20 protein-coding genes are annotated in these 17,530 nt (G+C 62.7%); 12 read left to right on the top strand and 8 right to left on the bottom strand.

Translation table 11 applies throughout. From position 1 onward, the window contains the following. Positions 1–80 precede the first annotated feature (80 nt). A complete protein-coding gene (locus tag BC363_RS25425) occupies positions 81–293 on the top strand; it encodes a cold-shock protein (RefSeq protein ID WP_025427309.1) in 213 nt (70 codons plus the stop codon). Positions 294–592: 299 nt separating this feature from the next. Here BC363_RS25425 and dusA read toward each other — a convergent pair whose 3' ends face one another. Next, a complete protein-coding gene (gene dusA, locus BC363_RS25420; RefSeq protein WP_065779915.1) occupies positions 593–1,672 on the bottom strand; it encodes a tRNA dihydrouridine(20/20a) synthase DusA in 1,080 nt (359 codons plus the stop codon). A 402-nt stretch (positions 1,673–2,074) separates the two neighbouring features. On the opposite strand from dusA, the gene BC363_RS25415 reads away from it, so the two are divergent. From BC363_RS25415 to BC363_RS25390, 6 genes are all read left to right on the top strand, one after another. Next, the gene (locus BC363_RS25415; RefSeq protein ID WP_065779913.1) at positions 2,075–2,458 is read left to right on the top strand and encodes a hypothetical protein; all 384 of its coding nucleotides are present in this window, start codon (positions 2,075–2,077) and stop codon (positions 2,456–2,458) included. A gap of 161 nt (positions 2,459–2,619) precedes the next feature. Continuing rightward, positions 2,620–2,862 (top strand): hypothetical protein, encoded by a 243-nt coding sequence (locus tag BC363_RS25410; protein ID WP_202618617.1) that lies wholly within the window; start codon positions 2,620–2,622, stop codon positions 2,860–2,862. A gap of 169 nt (positions 2,863–3,031) precedes the next feature. Then, positions 3,032–3,271 carry a DUF982 domain-containing protein gene (locus BC363_RS25405; protein WP_053251758.1) on the top strand — a complete coding sequence of 80 codons (240 nt, stop codon included), beginning with the start codon at positions 3,032–3,034 and terminating at the stop codon, positions 3,269–3,271. Positions 3,272–3,640: 369 nt separating this feature from the next. After that, the gene (locus BC363_RS25400) at positions 3,641–3,844 is read left to right on the top strand and encodes a hypothetical protein (RefSeq protein WP_063934152.1); all 204 of its coding nucleotides are present in this window, start codon (positions 3,641–3,643) and stop codon (positions 3,842–3,844) included. 67 nt (positions 3,845–3,911) lie between these two features. Continuing rightward, positions 3,912–4,598 (top strand): fumarylacetoacetate hydrolase family protein, encoded by a 687-nt coding sequence (locus tag BC363_RS25395; protein ID WP_065779910.1) that lies wholly within the window; start codon positions 3,912–3,914, stop codon positions 4,596–4,598. 188 nt (positions 4,599–4,786) lie between these two features. Further along, complete coding sequence (locus tag BC363_RS25390) at positions 4,787–5,317, top strand: gamma carbonic anhydrase family protein (RefSeq protein WP_065779908.1); 531 nt, start codon at positions 4,787–4,789, stop codon at positions 5,315–5,317. A 105-nt stretch (positions 5,318–5,422) separates the two neighbouring features. On the opposite strand, the gene BC363_RS25385 is transcribed toward BC363_RS25390, so the two are convergent. Genes BC363_RS25385 through BC363_RS25375 form a run of 3 tightly spaced genes read right to left on the bottom strand, consistent with a single transcriptional unit; the run spans position 5,423 to position 7,546 of the window. Next, on the bottom strand, positions 5,423–5,818 hold the full coding sequence (locus tag BC363_RS25385; protein ID WP_065779906.1) for a Fur family transcriptional regulator: 396 nt from the start codon (positions 5,816–5,818) through the stop codon (positions 5,423–5,425). Next, a complete protein-coding gene (znuB, locus tag BC363_RS25380; protein WP_065779904.1) occupies positions 5,818–6,648 on the bottom strand; it encodes a zinc ABC transporter permease subunit ZnuB in 831 nt (276 codons plus the stop codon). The genes BC363_RS25385 and znuB overlap by 1 nt, the downstream gene beginning before the upstream one ends. After that, positions 6,641–7,546: an ATP-binding cassette domain-containing protein gene (locus BC363_RS25375; RefSeq protein WP_065779902.1), complete on the bottom strand. Its 906-nt coding sequence runs from the start codon at positions 7,544–7,546 to the stop codon at positions 6,641–6,643. The genes znuB and BC363_RS25375 overlap by 8 nt, the downstream gene beginning before the upstream one ends. A 203-nt stretch (positions 7,547–7,749) precedes the next feature. Between BC363_RS25375 and znuA the strand changes: the two genes are divergently transcribed. From znuA to BC363_RS34750, 3 genes are all read left to right on the top strand, one after another. Beyond that, positions 7,750–8,805 carry a zinc ABC transporter substrate-binding protein ZnuA gene (znuA, locus tag BC363_RS25370; protein ID WP_065779900.1) on the top strand — a complete coding sequence of 352 codons (1,056 nt, stop codon included), beginning with the start codon at positions 7,750–7,752 and terminating at the stop codon, positions 8,803–8,805. 390 nt (positions 8,806–9,195) lie between these two features. Further along, a complete protein-coding gene (locus BC363_RS25365; protein WP_065780334.1) occupies positions 9,196–10,401 on the top strand; it encodes a GTP-binding protein in 1,206 nt (401 codons plus the stop codon). Beyond that, positions 10,401–10,619, top strand: coding sequence for a hypothetical protein (locus BC363_RS34750; protein WP_139110053.1), 219 nt, complete (start codon positions 10,401–10,403; stop codon positions 10,617–10,619). The genes BC363_RS25365 and BC363_RS34750 overlap by 1 nt, the downstream gene beginning before the upstream one ends. A gap of 43 nt (positions 10,620–10,662) precedes the next feature. Here the strand turns inward: BC363_RS34750 and BC363_RS25360 are convergent, their stop codons facing one another. Together BC363_RS25360 and BC363_RS25355 are read right to left on the bottom strand one after the other, a co-directional pair. Next, positions 10,663–11,055: an RcnB family protein gene (locus BC363_RS25360; RefSeq protein ID WP_065779898.1), complete on the bottom strand. Its 393-nt coding sequence runs from the start codon at positions 11,053–11,055 to the stop codon at positions 10,663–10,665. 127 nt (positions 11,056–11,182) lie between these two features. Beyond that, positions 11,183–12,808 carry a glycoside hydrolase family 43 protein gene (locus tag BC363_RS25355; protein WP_065779896.1) on the bottom strand — a complete coding sequence of 542 codons (1,626 nt, stop codon included), beginning with the start codon at positions 12,806–12,808 and terminating at the stop codon, positions 11,183–11,185. Positions 12,809–13,153: 345 nt separating this feature from the next. On the opposite strand from BC363_RS25355, the gene BC363_RS25350 reads away from it, so the two are divergent. Then, positions 13,154–13,729 (top strand): TRAP transporter small permease subunit, encoded by a 576-nt coding sequence (locus BC363_RS25350; RefSeq protein ID WP_065779894.1) that lies wholly within the window; start codon positions 13,154–13,156, stop codon positions 13,727–13,729. Beyond that, a complete protein-coding gene (locus BC363_RS25345; RefSeq protein WP_065779892.1) occupies positions 13,726–15,507 on the top strand; it encodes a TRAP transporter large permease subunit in 1,782 nt (593 codons plus the stop codon). The genes BC363_RS25350 and BC363_RS25345 overlap by 4 nt, the downstream gene beginning before the upstream one ends. A gap of 144 nt (positions 15,508–15,651) precedes the next feature. Here the strand turns inward: BC363_RS25345 and BC363_RS25340 are convergent, their stop codons facing one another. Both BC363_RS25340 and BC363_RS25335 read right to left on the bottom strand, forming a co-directional pair. Further along, positions 15,652–16,065 carry a cupin domain-containing protein gene (locus tag BC363_RS25340; protein WP_065779890.1) on the bottom strand — a complete coding sequence of 138 codons (414 nt, stop codon included), beginning with the start codon at positions 16,063–16,065 and terminating at the stop codon, positions 15,652–15,654. Between the two features lie 172 nt (positions 16,066–16,237). Then, the gene (locus BC363_RS25335) at positions 16,238–17,344 is read right to left on the bottom strand and encodes a TRAP transporter substrate-binding protein (RefSeq protein ID WP_065779888.1); all 1,107 of its coding nucleotides are present in this window, start codon (positions 17,342–17,344) and stop codon (positions 16,238–16,240) included. Positions 17,345–17,530: the final 186 nt, after the last annotated feature.

Here is a 17,530-nt window from a genome sequence, read left to right as displayed (position 1 = left end):
TTGTATGCGGAAGACGACACACCCACATCCCCCCGGGGGCGCGGGTATAGCTTTAAGACTGAAGGAAAAGGACTTCTTCCATGGCCACTAAGGGCACCGTAAAATTCTTCAACCAGGACAAGGGTTTTGGTTTCATCACGCCGGACGGCGGCGCTAAGGACGTTTTCGTCCACATCTCCGCTGTACAGGCCGCTGGCCTTGCTACGCTGAAGGACGGCCAGGTTGTCACGTTCGACACCGAAGCTGACCGCATGGGCAAGGGCCCGAAGGCCGTCAACATCCAGGCTTCGTAAGCCGGATCGTCCGACTGAACTTTTTGGAAGCGGCGCTCCCCAGGGGGCGCCGTTTTCGTTTGTGCCGTTGGTTCGCGTCGGACGTGCTCCAGCACGCTGGCCGGGCCACCTACAGCGCCAATGAGACCCTTTGGCCTGCACCGGATCTGCCGGCCGGGCATGGATCCTCGGCTCAAGGCCGAGGATGACAGCGAAGATGCCCCGTCGGAGCTTCCCGTCCTTCACACGCACCGCCACTGCCCCTGTGACAGGCACGGGATGGTGGGGGAACAGCGACTGTTTCTGAGACGAACTCGGACCTACTCAGCCGCCTGCTTTGCCGCGGCCGCCTCGAACACGGCGTCGAAGGCCGCGTGAATGACCTCCGGCCCCGCGCCTGGCCGAGTGGCGTCGGACGACAGGATCTGGCGATAGCGCCGCGCACCCGGCCAGCCCTGGAACAGCCCGACCATATGCCGCGTGACATGGGCCAGCCGCCCGCCGGCGGCAATATGGCCGGCAGCATAATCGGCCATCGCGTCGCGCAGTTCTGCCCAGAAGGCGAGGTCGAGCCGGTGGCCGCGCTCTGAAAAATCGGCGCCGTCGCGGACGAGTGCCGGTGCATCGGTCAGCGGATGGGCGAAGACGCCATCGACCGCCGACAGCATGGCACTGTCATGATAGGCGGCGCGGCCGAGCATCACGCCGTCGAGGTGTTTCAGCTCCGCAAGAGACTGACTCAAAGTCTGAAGTCCGCCGTTGAGGCCGATGAAAAGATTGGGATTTTCCGCCTTCAAACGATGCACGAGGTCGTAGTCGAGCGGCGGGATGTCGCGGTTTTCCTTTGGCGACAGCCCCTGCAGCCAGGCCTTGCGGGCATGCACCCAGACGGCGTCCGTGCCGGCGTCGGTCACGCGCGACACCAGATCCCGCAGCGCCACTTCCGGATCCTGCTCGTCGACGCCGATGCGGCATTTTACCGTCACCGGAATCTTGACCGCTGCCTTCATCGCCGCCACGCATTCCGCCACCACGCCGGGCTCCTGCATCAGGCAGGCGCCGAACGTGCCGGATTGCACCCGGTCCGACGGGCAGCCGACATTCATATTGATCTCGTCATAGCCGCACTCTTCGGCAATGCGCGCGGCTTCCGCCATCTTGCGCGGATCGTTGCCGCCAAGCTGCAGCGCCAGCGGATGCTCCGAGACGTCATGGCCAAGCAGCTTGCCGCGATCACCGCGCAGGATCGCATCGGCAACGATCATCTCGGTATAGAGCAGCGCATGCCGCGTAAGCCGGCGCGCGAAAAAGCGGTAGTGCCGATCGGTCCAATCGATCATAGGCGCCACGGCAAAGACCGGGCTTTTGAAATAGCGGCTGTTGCGCAAAATTTCGGCCATATCAGGCAAGTCTCTCATAACCGATCGGTGCGCGGCGAGCGCGCGAGTTCGACCTTCGTGCTGCCGTCCCTGTCAGATAGGTGCAGAGCGGCCGATTTTGTAGCAATCCAGGAGGACGGCATTGAAACGAATGCACCCAATTGGTGTCGGGTCGGGCGCCGCCCGCAGCCCCATAGCACGAGATGGCCGGACTGGCCACCCGGCGCTTGCGAACTCCGCACTATTGAAGCGACGCCGCAAGGCGGCTGACACCGCTCGACGTGCGGCACAGAAACGAATTCACGCGTAGCCGGGCGGCGCAAACCGACCTATGCAAATATCACCGGGTTGACAGGCAGCGTCACGGGCGATTAGGCCAGCGTCCCTGTATCGATACAGAAGGCAGGAACAAGGGAAGACGGTATGAAACGTGCGATCGTGGCACTCCTCACTCTCCAGCTCGCGGGTTGCCAGTCGATGGCGCTCGAGGACCAGGAGATTGCAAAGCCGAAGCCCCCCTCCGTGCCGACGCTCTCCGGAGCCGATCTTCAGGCCCTCATCGTCGGCAAGTCGCTGCGCTACACGATCAATGGCGTCGTCTCCTCCTACTTTGCCGACGGCCGCTATGGCTACCGCGACTACGAAGTGCGCGACGGCGGAACCTACACGATCGCAGGCGACGAGGTCTGCATCACATTCGAGGATGGTGGCAGGCGCTGCGACCAGTTCGCGCAGATCGGACCCGACTATGTCAGGATCGAGGAAGGCGGACGCCAGACCAAGGTGGCAGGCGTCGGACCGGCCTGAGACACCAAAGACGTCGCGGTCCCGGGTGACCCGGCGGGCCAACGCCGGCGCTTTCCGCTTCCGACCTGCTCCGGGAACCCCTCATTCCCCAGGGGTTCAATTATAGGGCGTTGTGGCATAGTTCGTCGGGCACCGGGACTTGGGTGCCGGGGGAGACAGACGTGAACCCTTTGCGCTCGACACAATGTATTGCGCTGTCGCAGCCGGACATCGACACGCTGCAGCGCGTTTTCGACAATATCTGCGCCGAACATCACTGGCCGCGCGACAGCGAGCACGCCCGCCGGCATGCGCGCATGCTGATCGACGAATATCTGGCAGGCACGACAAATGAGCAGTTGCTGCTCGTCGTTGGCCGCTGGTTCGCCTCACGCCTGCCGGCGGAGACATCGACCTCTTCCTAGAGTCAGGAGCTAGAGGTTGCGCCGCAGCAAAGCACACCCTCAAAAGCTGCTTACAAAAGCGTTATCCTGCGTTACATTAGCACGATTGACCGCTTGCCGCGTGGGAGGAGCCCTGTCGCAAGCGGTCGCAATGCCGACATTCATTGAGATGATCTCGAGGAGGAGACGCATGCATCAAATCATCTGGAACCAGCCGATCGAACTCGATCTCGTGACCGGAGACGTTCGCACCGTCAAAGGCCCTTCAGACGCGCTCGCCTGCCTTGCCGACCAGTGGCCGCGCCGCGGACCGAGTTATGTCGCCGCCCGCAGCGCCTGCCGCGCTGCGATCGACGGCCGCCGCACGGTCGAAGAAGCGCGATCGCTGTTTATCTCTGCCGCACGCGAAGCCGAACTGAAAGCCCACTGAGAGGGTTTGCCGCCCGGGCCGGGTGCCTCTGCACTCGCCTCTTGCCGCCAGCATGCGAAGAGCACGCTGGATGTTGTTTCGATTGGCGTCTGGCGCCTTTTGAGAGAAATGACTTGTGGCGGCGCGACCGCGCGCCCGGACAGAGCCTGCACATGGGGTTCGGTGATTGAGGTAGCGCGCCGTTTAGGTGCACCATCTTCAAATCGCTCGCAAATTTCCCGGAAATGGCCCGATTTCTGTCGTGAAGCGTTCATTTCTCTCCGCTATATCGTGAGGTGCCTCATAAAAACCAATTTCGAAGCGCCTCAATTCCATTAAGGGAAAAGCATAATGTCCCGGACAAGGGACAACGAAAACGGGAGAGATATCATGAGCGAGCAGAATCTCTATCGCATCGTTGAAGTCAGTGTGAAGCGCGACGGCGACCGTCGCGATGTCGGCATCATGACCGTGCGACAAGCCCTGGAACTTCAAGTACCAAGCCTAGAATACAGCCATCCGGAACTGAACTCTCGGTCCGACGGCCGGTTTCTCACGCGCGACCAGTTGCAGGCCTACGCCTGCTGCGCCTGAGATAAACCCTTGCAGCACCCGAACAGGGTGTTAACGTCCGGCTGGGATTCGAAACAGCCGGACCATCATGCAAACAATCATTCCACTTTCGCCACCCGTCCTGCTGCCGATCGCCGGCAGCCTCGTGGGTTTTCCGGTGCGCCGGGTTTATTGCGTGGGCCGCAACTATGCGGCCCACGCCATCGAGATGGGTCACGACCCGGACCGCGAGCCGCCGTTCTTCTTCCAGAAGAACCCGGATAATCTGCTGGTGGCCGACAGGGCCTTCCCCTACCCGCCGCGCACGACGGATGTGCATCACGAGGTCGAGCTGGTTGTCGCCTTGAAGCGCGGCGGCGCCGACATCCCGGTCGAACAGGCGCTCGATTGCGTCTATGGCTATGCCGTCGGCATCGACTTCACCCGCCGCGACCTGCAGGCCGAAGCCAAGAAGGCCGGCAAGCCGTGGGCGGCCGCCAAGGCCTTCGAGCATTCGGCCCCCGTTTCCGAAATCGTGCCGGTCGAAGCGATCGGCCACCCCGTCAACGGCAATATCTGGCTGAAGGTCAATGGCGAGCTGCGCCAGCACGGCGATCTCGACCAGATGATCTGGAAGATACCCGAAGTCATCTCGGAGCTTTCGCGGCTGTTTACCCTCGCCCCCGGTGATATCATCATGACCGGGACCCCTTCGGGCGTCGGCCCTGTGGTTCGCGGCGACACGGTAACCTGCGGCGTCGACGGTGTCGCAGCCCTTGCCGTCACTGTTCTCTAAAATCGGAGCGCTTCCGCTTTCGTTCTAGACGGTGTCATGGAAGCGCCCTTTCGCTTGTTTCGATCCATTTCCTACGGAAAACCGCTACGCACTTTTCCTGGAAATGCTCTAACCGCCCTTGACGCATTTCCCCGCGGAAAACCGCTACGCACTTTTCCTGGAAATGCTCTGGCCACAAGGATCGCTCGATGCCGCTCTACGCCCTTGGACCACTGCGCCCACAAACCCCGCCCGAGGGCAGCTACTGGGTGGCGCCAGACGCCAACGTCATCGGCCAGGTCGAGATCGGCGAGGATGTCGGCATCTGGTTTGGCGCGACGCTGCGCGGCGACAACGAGCCGATCCGGCTCGGCGCCCGCACCAACATTCAGGAAAACACCGTGATCCACGTCGACCCCGGCTTTCCCGTGACCATTGGAGAAGGCTGCACCATCGGCCACGGCGCGATTATCCATGGCTGCACCATCGGCGACAACTCGCTGATCGGCATGGGCGCAACGGTGCTGAACGGCGCGAAGATCGGCCGCAACTGCCTGGTCGGCGCCAACGCGCTGGTGACCGAGGGCAAGGAATTCCCCGATAATTCGCTGATCGTCGGTGCGCCCGCCAAGGCGATCCGCGTGCTGGACGATGCCGCGGTCGAAGGCTTGAAACGCTCGGCCAGCCACTACGTCAAGAACTGGCAGCGTTATGCGATGCAGCTGACGAAGCTCGACTGAACGCGCCGCGCGTCAGATGTGACGCTGTTTAAGGGAATATCCAAAGCCGGCCTGCGCGCATGCTCTCGTGCACGCCAAGCCCCTCTGCTCCGCATCAGCGGCCTGTCAGGCGCAGCTCTGGCAATGGCCGCGGATCTCGATGGTGGTCTTTTCCGTCTTGAAGTTCTGGGCGCGCGTCAGCGCCGACAACCGCTGCTCGATCGCAGTGTCGTGGAATTCGGTCACCTGCCCGCAACCTTCGCAGATCGTGAAGGCTGTTACCCCGTGGTCTTGCTCATGCTCGTGCGGGCACGTGCAGGCGACGAAGGCGTTGAGGCTTTCGAGCCGGTGCACGAGGCCGTATTCGAGCAGCTTGTCGAGCGCGCGATAGACCTGCAGCGGCGCGCGAAAACCCTGATCGCGCAGCTTGTCGAGAATGGTGTAGGCGCTCATCGGGCCTTCGGAATGGCTGAGCGCATCCATCACCATCGTCTGGTTCTTGGTCAGTTGCGGGGTCGCCATCAGTGATGCCCTCCAGGCGTGGAATGAGACGCTGTCTCCAACCGGCGCCGCCCGATCGGCAGCAGACTCAGGACGAAAAGCGCAAGTGCGGCAACCACGATAGACGGTCCCGATGGCGTATCCCAGTGCAGCGAGCCGAAAAGTCCACCGGTCACGGCAAACGCGCCGATCACCGAGGCCAGAACCGCCATCACCTCGGGGGATGTCGCAAAGCGCCGGGCCGTGGCCGCCGGGATGATCAACAGCGAGGTGATCAGCAGGATGCCGACGATCTTCATGGCGATGGCGATCACCAGCGCCATCAAGAGCATGAACAACAGCCGCGCCCGCTCCGGCCTCATGCCCTCGGCCTCGGCGAGCTCCGGATTGACCGTGGACGCAAGCAGCGGCCGCCAGAGATAGACGATGGCGAAGATCACAAGGATGCCGCCACCCCAGATGATGTCGATGTCGGCCTCCGACACCGCAAGAATGTCGCCGAAGAGAAAGCCGACGAGATCGATGCGCACCCAGGTCATGAAGGCGACGATGACGAGGCCGATCGACAGCGCCGAATGCGACAGGATGCCGAGCAGCGCATCGGTCGACAGCGCCCCGCGCCGCTGCAGAAAGAGCAGCAATACCGACACGGCAGCCGCAACGATGAACACCGCCACCATCAGGTTGAGGTCGAGAAGCAAGGACAGGGCGACGCCGAGCAGCGCCGAATGCGCCATGGTATCGCCGAAATAGGCCATGCGCCGCCAGATCACGAAGCAGCCGAGCGGCCCGGCCATGACGGCGATACCGATGCCGGCGATCAGCGCCCGGACGAAGAAATCGTCAAGCATCGCGCTTCTCCTTCAGTTCAAAGCCATGCAGGCGGGTATGGTGGCCGCAGCCGCAATCCTCGCCATGGTCGTGCACGTTGTCGTCCTCGTCGTGGTGATGGCCGTCGCCGGGGTAGCAATGCTCGGTGATCGAGCCGTCCGCATGCAGCACGCGACCGTCAGGCAGGTGGGTGTGGTCGTGATTGTGGCTGTAGACCGCAAGCGCGCCGGCGGCGCGGCGGCCGAAAAGCTTCTGGTACTCCGGGCTCTGGCTGACCGCCTGCGGCGTGCCGCGGCAGCAGACATGGCCATTGAGGCAGACAACCGTGTCGGTCTCCGCCATGACGATATGCAGATCGTGCGAGATCAGCAGAATGCCGCAGCCGGTGCGATTACGGATCTGCTTGATCAGTTCGTAGAGCGCGATCTCGCCGCTGAAGTCGACGCCCTGCACCGGCTCGTCGAGCACCAGCAGGTCCGGCTTGCGGGCGATCGCCCGCGCCAAGAGAGCCCGCTGGAATTCGCCGCCCGACAGGTGCTGCACCTCGGCTTTGGCGAGATGCAAAACCCCGGTCGCCGACAACGCCTCCTCGATCTCCCGGCCCTTCAGAGGTCCGGTCAGCGTCATCAGCCGCTCGACCGTCAAGGGCAGCGTCCAGTCGACCGACAGCTTCTGCGGGACGTAGCCGACCTTCAGGCCTGGTTTGCGCTCAACATAGCCCTCGTCGGCCTTCAGCACGCCGATCGCGGTCTTGGCCGTCGTCGATTTGCCCGAGCCGTTGGGGCCAATCAGGGTGACGATCTCACCGGGGCTGATCGAAAATTCGACGCCGCGCACCAGCCAGCGGCCGTTGCGGCTGACGCCGGCATCGTTCAGCCGGACCAGCGGTGTCGTTTCTGGGGATCGGAAATTCAACATCAAAAAATTCCGGATTGGCGGTTGCCACTGGCTATCGCACACGTTATAGCATAACGCAATTGATGTAATAACATTACATTAAAACGTCCACACGTTCAACCGGACGTGCGCTCGGCGTTTTAGATGTCCGAACTGCGCCTGTCCCTGGCCGAAAAACACATTCGGTTCAGGGGATTGCGTGACATTCAAGCCCGGAGAAACCGATGAAATTGACTTCCGCCCTGCTCTTTGCCTCCACTATCCTCTTGTCTTCGCCCGTTGCGGCGGCTGGTCCCAATGTCGTGGCTTCGATCAAGCCTGTCCACTCGCTCGTCGCTTCGATCATGCAGGGCGTCGGCGAGCCGTCGCTGATCGTCGAGGGTGCCGCCTCCCCGCATACCTACAACATGAAACCCTCCAATGCCGCAGCACTTCAGGCGGCCAAGGTGGTCTTCTGGGTCGGCCCCGGGCTCGAAGCTTTTCTGGACAAGCCGCTCGATGCGCTCAGCGGCGGCGCCAAGGTGGTGGAGCTCGGCGAGGCGCCTGGACTTGAGAAGCTGAAATTCCGCGAAGGCGGCGCCTTCGAGGCGCATGATGATGGCGACGAAGGCCATGAAGGCGAAGCCCATACCGACGCTGGTCACGGGGAAGAAGGGCACAAGCACACGGAGGGCGAAGCAGAACACGACCATGCCGCAGCACCCGAAGCCGCTACCGCCGATGATCACGCGCACGAGGGGCACGATCATGATCACGACGGCTTCGACATGCACATGTGGCTCGATCCGCAGAACGCCAAGGCGATGGCAGCCGAGATTGAAAAGACGCTCACCAAGGCCGACCCGGACAATGCCGCCGCCTACAAGGCGAACCTCGACAAGTTCAACCAGCGCCTCGACGCGCTCGACAAGAGCCTGACGACCACCCTCGCGCCGGTGAAGGACAAGCCGTTCATCGTCTTCCACGATGCCTACCAGTACTTCGAGCACCGCTACCAGGTGCGGGTTGCCGGCTCGATCACGGTCAGCCCGGAGGTTTTGCCTGGCGCCGAGCGGCTCTCGCAGATTCACGCCAAGATCAAGGAACTGGGCGCAACCTGCGTCTTTGCCGAACCGCAGTTCGAACCGAAGCTGATCAATGTGGTGATCGAAGGCACGCCGGCGAAATCCGGCACGCTCGATCCGGAAGCGGCGACACTCGACGCAGGCCCGGACCTCTACTTCCAGCTGATGGAAAACATCGGCACATCGCTCAAGACCTGCCTCGCCTCGGCAAGCTGATCCGTCCTCCCAAGGCGGCAAGGCCGTCCTCCCAATGCGGCTAGGGTGGGCGGCCGTGCTCCCCCTCGCTCGGTCATGCTCGGGCTTGACCCGAGCATCCAGCATGCCTCCTCGTACGGCGCCTCACAGTTGGATCCTCGGGTCAAGCCCGAGGATGACGGGAGGAGAGGTCAAGCGGGAGGATGACGAAGCGGGAGACCTGATCCGGGAGCGACTAGAGGAGGAGGCAAACCGATGACTGAGACCGGTCGAGGCAGAAACGGCGCGAGATGCCAGAGCCTCGGGGCCAATTGAAACGCCGGCCCCCCCAGCTAAGGGATTGTCCAGGCGGGCGTTCGCGCTCGCCTTTTAAATTCGACGAAAATGTAATGGTATAACATGCAGGAAACAATGATGGAAAAGCTTCCCGTTACCGTGCTGTCCGGCTTCCTCGGCGCTGGCAAGACGACGCTGCTCAACCATGTGCTGACCAATCGCGACGGCCTGCGCGTTGCCGTCATCGTCAACGACATGAGCGAGATCAATATCGATGCCGCGCTGATCCGCGACAGCGGCGCCAACCTGTCGCGCACCGAAGAGCAGCTTGTCGAAATGACCAATGGCTGCATCTGTTGCACGCTGCGCGACGATCTCTTGCGCGAAGTCCGTGACCTCGCCGAACAGAACCGGTTCGACTATCTCTTGATCGAATCGAGCGGCATTTCCGAGCCCCTGCCCGTTGCCACCACCTTCGATTTTCGCGATGAGAATGGCGAGAGCCTTGCCGATGTCGCCCGGCTCGACACCATGGTTACGGTGGTCGACGCCGCCAATCTGCTCGCGGACTATTCCTCGCTCGATTTCCTTGCCGATCGCGGCGAGACGGCAGGCGAAGGCGATACGCGCACATTGGTCGACCTCTTGGTCGAGCAGATCGAGTTTGCCGATGTCGTCGTGCTCAACAAGATCGGCACGGCGACGCCCGAGCAGCGCGATGCGGCGCTGAAGATCATCGTCGGACTGAACCCGGACGCGCGGCTGATCGAGGCGGATTTCGGCCAGGTCGAACTGCGCGAGGTGCTCGGCACCGGCCGTTTCGACCTTGCCAGGGCCGAGCAGCACCCGCTCTGGTACAAGGAGCTGCATGGCTTCAAGGATCATATTCCGGAAACCGAGGAATACGGCATCCGCTCCTTCGTCTATGAGGCCCGCCGGCCGTTCGACCCCACCCGGTTCCAGGCGTTTCTCAATCGCTCCTGGCAGGGCGTGGTGCGCGCCAAGGGCTTTTTCTGGCTGGCGACGCGGCCCTATCATGTCGGCGAGTTGAGCCAGGCCGGGCCGTTGGTCAGAACCTCGAAGATGGGCCTGTGGTGGGCGGCCGTGCCTAGGGAACAATGGCCACGCGACCCGGGCTTCCTGAAGGCCGTCGGTCCCTATATCGATCCCGTCTGGGGCGACCGCCGCCAGGAGATCGTCTTCATCGGCGCCGACCCGATGGATCAAGCCCTGCTGACGGCCGAACTCGACGCCTGCCTAATCGATGACACCAGCTTCCGGCCGGACCGCTGGCGGGACCTGCCGGATCCCTTCGCGAGCTGGTCGCAGCGGGCGGCCTGATGGCGGCGGCGGGACAAGGGCCGCGTCGGCCGCGCTTCACCTGCATGGGCCTTAACGCGGCCGGCAGGCCGGTGCCGATGTTCGACCCGTTCTTCGACGGACAGGATGAGGTGGAAGAAGTTCTCATGCCGGTCGGTCCGCTGGAGCGACTGCTTTTCGGCGAGCGGGATCGAACCGAAGGCGCGGACGTCTCGCCGATGCGCCGAACGACAGTGTAAGGAACGCCGAAGGGGCAGCCCGAAAGGCTGCCCCAGTCGTGTTTTAGTGCGCGGACACCAGGCCGACGATGACGCCGGTCGCTAGGCTGATCAGCAGAAAGTCGTTGTCGACGCGAACCCACTGCTGGCCGCGCGGCGGCTGGCGCAGCTTGTAGCGGCGATAATCGCGCACCTGCGCCATGTGGCGGCGCTCGGCGGGGCTGAGGCGATGGCCGCGGGTCCAGCGTTCCTTCTTCTTGACGATGACGCGCTTTTCGATGGTCACGTGCTTGTTGCCGTGCCGCTCCCCGTTCCGGTCCATGTGACGATCGACCGGCCGGCGCTGATAGCGGTCATGGTTCTGCGCTACCTCGAAGGAACCTGCCGGCTGGGCAAAGGCCGCTACCGGCGTGATCAGGAAGGAGCTGGCGACCAGAGCGGTCAGGAGGCGTTTCATCGGGGTATCCTTTCGTTATTTGCACCCCGAAAATAGGCCCGACTTCCTGAACCGAAAATGAAACGCTACATTACAAATGCGTAATGATATTCCATACTTATAAGCGTCTCCTTACAAAATGACGTTCTCACTTCGAAAGGCTGACGTAACGGAATAGGTCGAAGTCGGCCGCCTGTCCCGAGCCTGATGTGTCGAAGGCGAACATGCCGGCGAAGGCGCCGGTGAAGGATCCGTGTTCGCCGCGGCCGCCCTCGTCCGACACCACACCGGCGTCGAGAACCGGGCCGATCGCCTGCCAGTCGCCCACGCCGGCCGGTCGCCAGAAAAACTGCAGATCATTGTCGCGGACCTCCATGGCAAGCCCGATCGGCCCGTCCGGCACGGCGACGCCGCTTCCGACAGGAAATTGCAGCCGGCCATGCGGGAAGTCGCCCGGGCAGGACAGGATCGTCAGCGCCCGCCCAAGCGTCTCGTGCCAGGTCACGCCCAGCGCATGGAACTTGTGGCGGTTGTAATAGTGCGTCAGCCCGGCCACCTGCTGATAGGTCTCAGGCGCGAATTCGACGGTGGTTTCAGCACGGAAAGAATGATGTTCCTGCCGGCGAGCGACGAGCGCCTGCTCGAACCAGCTGCCGATGCTTTCGCGGCCAAAGAGCCTCAGATGCCCTGCCCGCCTTTCCAGCGAAAAGATCCGCTCCGGCAGCGGCGTGCGCAGCCACTGGAACTCGCCGGGCAACGCCCTTTCATCGAAGTCGGTCTCGACCACCCGCCGCACCGCCACGGCCTCGACCGGGCCCGGGGCTGCAACCGTGATCGCGGGAACCGGCCCACCGTTTTCGAGATAGAGCCAGCCGTCGTCGCGCCAGACGCACTTCTGCAGTGCCGTCTCGCGGCCAAGCGTGCAGCGACGCTGAGGTCGCAGCGGCCGGCCGCAGAGATGCGTGTGATAGGCCTGCCCGTCCGGGGTCTCGACATATTGCCCGTGACCCGCCCGCTGCAACGGCGCATCCGGTTGATCCTTGGACGTGATCAGGTAGGTATCCGGATGCATCTCGTATGGACCGTCGATCGTGCGCGACCGTGCCATGGTCACGGCATGATCGTATCCGGTGCCGCCTTCCGCCGTCGTCAGGTAGTACCAGCCATTGCGCTTGAAGAGGTGCGGTCCTTCGACCAGGCCGAGCGGCGAGCCGGCAAAGATGTTCTTCACCGGTCCGGTGAGCTTGCGCGTGCGCTCGTCCCATTCCTGCAGAAGGATGCCGTCAAAGGCCGGGTGCTTCGGCGAGCCGCCAAAACTCTCGCTGCGATGGTTCCACTGCATGTTGAGGAACCACTTGCGACCGTCGTCGTCATGGAACAGCGACGGGTCGAAGCCCGAGGAATTGACATAGACCGGATCGGACCAGACCGCCTCGACCGCCTCTGCCGTGACGATGTAGTTGTGCGCGTCCTTGAAGTTGCCGTCGAAGCGCTTGACGTCGGTATAGACAAGAAAGAACAGGCCGTCGTCATAGGACAGGCACGGCGCCCAGACGCCGCAGCTGTCGGGGTTGCCGCGCATGTCGAGCTGGCTTGCCCGCTCCAGCGGCCGGCGCACCAGCCGCCAGTTCACCAGGTCGCGCGAATGGTGAATCTGCACGCCCGGGTACCACTCGAATGTGGACGTGGCGATGTAGTAGTCGTCGCCGACCCGGCAGATGGACGGGTCAGGGTTGAAGCCCGGCAGGATCGGGTTGCGAATCAGGGCGGTCATACCGAGGGCTCCTCCGTTTGTCGGCCGCATCCAGCCCCAAACCATCGCCTTTTTCAAGACTGCAACGTTGCAGTCGATGGGCCGACAGCCGCCGCCGCATGCGTGATTCCCGCAGTATCGCCGTCACCGCCCTTTGCGTCTGCAAGTGAAACCGATTGGCGATACTGGGCGATGCCCTGTTGTGCCCAATGTTTGGGCAATCGCCAGACAGCTCTATTCGACTTTAGTCTGGGGTCGCGGAACTAACAGGGAAAACCGGGCCTCGGACTTGAACGCGGGCTTGAAATCGGCACTCTGCCTGTGCTTGGCACAAAAACCAAAACAGCCACTGCGGGGAGGAAATCGATGAAAGCGTTACTCGGCTTCAGCCGACTCATAGACACGATTACCGAGTTCATCGGCAAATCGGTGTCCTGGCTCATTCTGATCGCTGTGCTTGTCAGCGCCGGTAATGCCGTCATCCGGAAAATGTTCAACATGTCGTCGAACGCCTGGCTCGAGGCGCAGTGGTATCTGTTCGGGGCCGCCTTCATGTTCGCGGCCGCCTATACGCTCAGCCAGAACGAACATATCCGCATCGACGTGGTCTACGGCCAGTTCTCGCGCCGCGTACAGCACTGGATCGATCTTCTCGGGCACCTCCTCTTCCTGATGCCCTTCGTCCTGCTGATGCTCTATTACCTCGTCCCCTATGTGACGATGTCCTACGCCTCGGGCGAAGTCTCTTCCAGCGCCGGCGGCCTGATCATCTGGCCGGCAAAGGCCATCCTGCTCTTCGGCTTCCTGCTGCTCGCTTTCCAGGGCGTGTCGGAGATCATCAAGAAAATCGCGATCATGACCGGCAACATGGAGGACCCGACACCTTACGTGCCGACCCATGCGCCGCTTGATGACGTCGTGTCCCCGGAGGCCCGTCCATGATCGAATTCATTGCTGAAAACCTGGCACCGATCATGTTCGTCTCGCTGATCGTGTTCCTGCTCTTGGGCTATCCCGTCGCCTTCTCGCTCGCTGCCAACGGCCTCCTGTTCTTCATCATCGGCGTGGAACTGGCTCCGCTGTCGGATTCGATCAATCTGTCCTGGCCATTGCTCAATGCACTTCCCGACCGGTTCTGGGGGGTGATGTCGAACGACACATTGCTTGCCATCCCCTTCTTCACCTTCATGGGAATCGTGCTCGAAAAATCGGGCATGGCGGAAGACCTGCTCGACACGATCGGCCAGCTCTTCGGCCCGATCCGCGGCGGTCTCGCCTATGCGGTCATCTTCGTCGGTGCGCTGCTTGCAGCCACCACCGGCGTCGTCGCCGCTTCGGTCATCGCCATGGGCCTGATCTCGCTACCGATCATGCTGCGCTACGGCTACGACCGGAAGGTCGCCTCGGGCGTCATCGCCGCATCCGGCACGCTCGCCCAGATCATTCCGCCGTCGCTGGTGCTGATCGTTCTTGCCGACCAGCTCGGCCGCTCGGTCGGCGACATGTATGCCGGCGCTCTCATCCCCGGCCTGGTGCTGACCGGCCTCTACATGATCTATATCCTGATCATGACGGTCCTCAAGCGGGACTCCATGCCGGCCCTGCCGCTGGAGGCGCGCACGCTCGGCTCGGGTGTGACCTCGCTGTTCATTGCCCTCGCCGTCGCGGCGGGCATCGCCTATGCCGCCCATGTCTATCTCTCTCCGACCCAGGGCGAGAACGCCGACATCCTCGGCGGAACAGTGGGTGTGGCCTTCATCTATGTCGTCGCGCTGCTCGATCGCGGGTTCAAGATCAACGCGATGTCGCGGCTGGCCCAGCAGGTCATCATCGTGCTGATCCCGCCGCTGGCCCTGATCTTCCTCGTACTCGGCACCATCTTCCTCGGCATTGCCACGCCGACGGAAGGCGGCGCCATGGGCGCTGTCGGAGCACTGATCATGGCCGCGGCCAAGGGTCGCCTCACCATGGATGTCGTACGCGGCGCGCTGACGGCGACCACCCGGCTTTCAGCTTTCGTGCTGTTCATCCTGATCGGTGCGCGCGTCTTCTCGCTCACCTTCTACGGGGTCAACGGCCACATATGGGTCGAACACCTGCTGACGGCGATGCCGGGCGGCGAGACCGGCTTCCTCATCACCGTCAACGTCCTCGTCTTCTTCCTGGCCTTCTTCCTGGATTTCTTCGAGCTCGCCTTCATCATCGTGCCGCTCTTGGCGCCGGCCGCCGACAAGCTCGGCATCGACCTCATCTGGTTCGGCGTGCTGCTCGGCATCAACATGCAGACGAGCTTCATGCACCCGCCCTTCGGCTTCGCGCTCTTCTATCTGCGCTCGGTCGCAGCCAGGGTGCCCTATCTGGACAAGATCACCGGCAAGAAGATCCAACCGGTGACCACCGGCCAGATCTACTGGGGCGCCGTGCCCTTTGTCGGCATCCAGCTCCTGATGGTGGCGCTGACGATCATGTTCCCGCAGATGGTCATGCACTACAAGGGAAGCGGCGAGGTCATCGATCCGAACACGATCAAGATCGAGGTGCCCGGCTTCGGGGCCGGCGGCGGCGGGCTCACCCTGCCCGACAATGGCGGCGGCCTGGGCCTTCCCGGCGGCCTCCAGCTTCCGGGCGGCAGTCCGCTCGACCAGAAGCCCGCGGACCCAAATGGCGGCACGCAAACGCCGCCTGCGAACGATCTCAGTCAGCCACCATCGTTCAAGTGACACCAGCATCGGGCGGCCTCACAAAGGGCCGCCCGTCTTTCTTTCCGGCCCCACCCGACCGACAGCGACCATTGAATGGCTGCATGTTTTGTCCCTAAATCGGCGACGATTTAAGGAGACATTCAGTAGACAGGGCAACCCGCATCAGTCCAGCCGCTTGGCCGGATTGTCGCAATACCAGTCGACGATGGCAGGCATCATTTCCTCAAATGGGCCCCCCACGAAAACGTTGAGCAGGCCCATGCGGGACGTGCTCGCGTTACGGAAGTCGTGCATGGTTCCGCGCGGGATGACGCAGATCGATCCCTTCGCCATCTGGTGCCAGGCGTCGCCGACCAGGATGCTGGCGGCCCCCTCGATCACGTAGAAGATCTCGTCATTGTCGTCGTGCTTGTGCGCCCCCGGCCCTTCATGCCGCGCCTCGACCCACCATTCGGAGATTGAGAACCGGCCTTGGGTTTCCGGGCCGTCGGCTTTGAAGACGGCCTGTATCGCGCCCATGTCGTAGCGCCGGCCGCCATCCGGCCCGAGCACGATCGATTGGCTTTCGCTCGCCATGGCATCCTCCTGCTCGAGCGTTGAGGCAGCAACCCTACCACGAAAACAAGAGACCGTATCCCGCCGGTAGCAGGAAGCAAAAAGCCGCCCGCAACCGAGGTTGCGAGCGGCTTTCATTTCAGTTGGTGCCGCTTTCCATCAGGGATGGAAAGCACCCTTGGCGGGTGCAAGCTTAGAGCTTGCCGCCCCGCTGCTGGATCATCATGAAGGTGTCGTAGTTGTATTCGGCGATCTGGGCGTTCAGGTAGTACTCGCCCCGGAAAGCCTTGATCGAGTCCCAGATCTTTTTGAAGTTCGGGTTCGAGTCTTCCATTTCGCCGTAGACTTCGTTCGCCTTGTCGAAGCAGGCCGAAAGGATTTCCGCGCTGAACGGGCTGAGCTTCGCACCGGAGGCGACAAGCCGCTTGATCGCCGACGGGTTCAGGTAGTCGTACTTCTGCAGCATGTTCGCGTCGGTCGCCTGGCAGGCGGTGCGCAGCAGCGACTGGTAGTTCTTCGGCAGGCCGTCGAAGGCCGCCTTGTTGAACATGGCATGGACCGTCGGGCCACCTTCCCACCAGCCGGGATAGTAGTAGTACGGCGCGACCTTGTAGAAGCCGAGCTTCTCGTCGTCATAGGGTCCGACCCACTCGGCAGCGTCGATCGTGCCCTTTTCCAGCGCCGGATAGATATCGCCGCCGGCGATCTGCTGCGGCACGACGCCCAGCTTTTCGACCACCTTGCCGGCGAAGCCGCCGATGCGCATCTTCAGGCCCTGCATGTCGGCAACCGTCTTGATCTCCTTGCGGAACCAACCGCCCATCTGCACGCCGGTGTTGCCGTTGGGGAAGCCGACGAGGCCCTGGGTTCCGAGGAATTCGTTGAAGAGATCGATGCCGCCGCCATGATAGTGCCAGGCGTTCATGCCGCGCGCATTGAGCGCGAAGGGAACGGCAGCGCCGAGCGCCCAGGTCGGGTCCTTGCCCCAGTAGTAGTAGGCGACCGTGTGGCAGGCTTCGACCGTACCGGCCGCAGCCGCGTCAGCGGCCTGCAGGCCGGGCACGATTTCACCGGCAGCGAAGACCTGGATCTGGAAATTGCCGTCGGTCGCTTCGGAGACGTGTTTGGCCAGCACTTCGCCGCCGCCGTAGATCGTGTCGAGCGACTTCGGGAACGACGAGGCGAGGCGCCAGTTGATTTTCGGGTTTGCCTGCGCAATGGCCGGCGAGGCAAGCGCGGATGCGCCGGCCGCAGCCAGACCACCGAGGCTTGCGTTTTTGATGAATGAACGGCGATCCATGGTTCCTCCCTATTCCGCCGGGGCAGACTCCGGCGCAGCAGACGCTGCGCCGCGTCCAATGAGACCCGCTGCCGCAACGGACAGTCGATTGGTCCCTCTCCTCCTCTTTCCACCGTGGCGAGAGCAGCAAAGCAGCCCCGTAAACCATCGGCAGGAGCGCACCTTACACGCTCGCTGGTCCATGTC

The organism is Ensifer sp. LC384 (assembly GCF_001695865.1).
Taxonomy (GTDB): domain Bacteria; phylum Pseudomonadota; class Alphaproteobacteria; order Rhizobiales; family Rhizobiaceae; genus Ensifer.
This window is presented reverse-complemented; position numbering and strand designations above follow the sequence as displayed.